This window comes from Bradyrhizobium nitroreducens, from assembly GCF_002776695.1.
GTDB classification, from domain to species: Bacteria; Pseudomonadota; Alphaproteobacteria; order Rhizobiales; family Xanthobacteraceae; genus Bradyrhizobium; species Bradyrhizobium nitroreducens.
Window position 1 is genome coordinate 5,650,047 of sequence record NZ_LFJC01000003.1, and the last position, 2,359, is coordinate 5,652,405.

A 2,359-nucleotide genomic window follows, 5' to 3' on the forward strand; every position below is an offset into this window, starting at 1 on the left:
CCCCAGGCCCGGCAGCACCACGTCGAAATTGCCCGAGGCCAGCTCGCGCATCGCCTTGCACATCGCGATCATCGGACGCGAGATGCCGTTGCCGAGCCACAGGGCCAGAACGGCGCCGACGGCCAGCCCGCCCAGCGCCATCATCAGCATCAACTGCTCAGTCTCGCCGATGGTCGCATTGGCGCTCGCCTCGATGCGTTGCTGGTCGGCAGTCAGATCCGAACGCAGCTCACTCGAGAGCTTGAGAATGGTTGCCGCCGTCTTGGTCATGTCGCCATTCGACTTGACGATGACCTTCACGTTCTCGGTCAGCTTTGCGAAGGAGGCGCGGTACTGCTTCAAGAGATCGCCGATCTCCTTGACGCGATCCGTGATCTTCTGGTCATTCGCATAGATGGAGACCAGCAAAGTCTCGAGGAACTTGATACGGGCGATTACGCCGTCGGCGGTCTTGGGCTCCGGCTTGGCGACGAAGGCGCCGACCGAGGTCGAGACCGCCAGATATTGCGAGGTGATGTCCTTGGCCGTGGTCTGGACCGATGCCAGTCCCGCCAGCGCGGCAGTATCGGCGAGATCGTCGAACTTGAAGCGGATCTTGTTGCCGACACTGTTGAGTTCATCGGCCGCGATCTTGTTGTTCTCGCGCGTCAGGGTAATGATCTCCCCGAACACCTTCGTGAAGCGCTGGAACTCGGCCTCGAGCTTGCCGACCTGCTCACGGCGGGCGGCGCCTGTCGTGGCGGACATCGACTTGGCGATCGCGTTCTTCAGATTCGCTTCGGCGGCCTTGGCTGCGGTCTCGTCATCCGCCGCCCCCGTCAGGGTATAGGCTCGTGCCAATCCTTGATAGGCGACCAGCTCGCGGTCGACCGTCCGAGCGAGATCGGCTTCCGACACGCTACTGCGATAGGAGGCCACGGCACCTGCGATCCGCTCGAAGCCGAAATAGGCGAAGGCCATGCTGACGGCGAGGATGGCGAGCACCGCCACGAAGCCGAGGATGATTTTTGCGCGAAACCGCAAAGTTGGCAGCTTCGATTGGTTCGACTTCGACTTGACCGACATTCCCCCACCCCATTCCATTCGCGGAAAACCAGGCGCAGCCCGGAAGCAGCCCGCTTCCTGACTCGTCCGCACGGTAATCGGCAAAGGATAAGCTGTGGTAAATTTATGGCGCCGCAACTGGCGGTTAGGTGACGCAGGGGAGCTACGCATTCCCTGTCGTCCCGGACAAGCGCGCCTTAAGCGCGCGCAGATCCGGGATCCATAACCACAGGATGTGGTTGGGCGAAGACTCGGAGTGACCAACGTCGCTCCACAATCTTTGCCCGGGAGTATGGGTCCCGGATCTACACGCGCCTTAAGGGCGCGCTTGTCCGGGACGACGGCGGAGTGTGACGCGACAGCTCGCCCTACGCCGCCCTGATATTGCCCATGAAGCGATCGAGCTCGGCTCGCAGGCGGGTGCTTTCGCTGGAAAGGGTTTTGGCCGAGTGCAGCACCTCTTCCGAGGCCGAACCGGTCTCGGCGGCTCCGCGGTTGACCTGGCCGATATCGGTGGCCGCGGTCTGGGTGCCCTGCGCCACGGTCTGGACGCTGCGCGCGATTTCCTGCGTCGCCGCGCCCTGCTGCTCGACCGCGCTGGCGATCGACGTCGCGATCGACGAGATCTGGCCGATGGTCGCCCCGATCTCCTTGATCGCCGCAACCGATTCGGCGGTCGCGCCCTGCATCCCCGCAATGTGCGAGGAGATTTCGTCGGTCGCCTTCGCGGTCTGGCTCGCCAGCGACTTCACTTCGCTCGCGACCACCGCAAAGCCGCGGCCGGCTTCACCGGCGCGTGCCGCCTCGATGGTGGCATTGAGCGCCAACAGGTTGGTCTGCTCGGCGATCGCGGTGATCAGTTTCACGACTTCGCCGATCTGCTGGGCGGCGTGCGAGAGCTTGCCGATCCGGCCGTCGGTCTCCCTGGCCTGCACCACGGCGGCTTCCGCGATACGGTTGGAATCGCGCACCTGGCGGCCGATCTCCTCGACCGAGGCGGACAGCTCTTCGGTCGCGGTGGCGACCGACTGCATGTTGGACGAGGCCTGCTCGGACACGCCCGCGACCTGGCTCGACAGGCTCTGGGTGGTCTCGGCGGTACGGGTCAGCGTGGAGGCCGCCGATTCCAGCTGCACGGCCGAGGCCGAGACGTTGGAGACGATGGCGCCGACCGCGCTCTCGAAATCGTCGGCAAAGCGAATTAGCTCGGCACGGCGGCTGGCGGCCTGCTCTCGGTTCTGGACCTCGCTGGCGGCGGCGTCGCGCTCGGCCTTGGCCACCGCCTGAACCTTGAACTCCTCGACCGCGCCGGCCA

The 2,359-nt window shown here is 64.7% G+C and carries 1 protein-coding gene and 1 pseudogene; both read right to left on the reverse strand.

Annotated features, from left to right (window positions below):
• Window positions 1-1,065: pseudogene (locus TSA1_RS27095) on the reverse strand (methyl-accepting chemotaxis protein); the annotation flags it as partial.
• A 347-nt stretch (window positions 1,066-1,412) separates the two neighbouring features.
• Window positions 1,413-2,359: methyl-accepting chemotaxis protein (locus tag TSA1_RS27100; RefSeq protein WP_245448418.1), on the reverse strand; the 947-nt coding region annotated here is incomplete at its 5' end.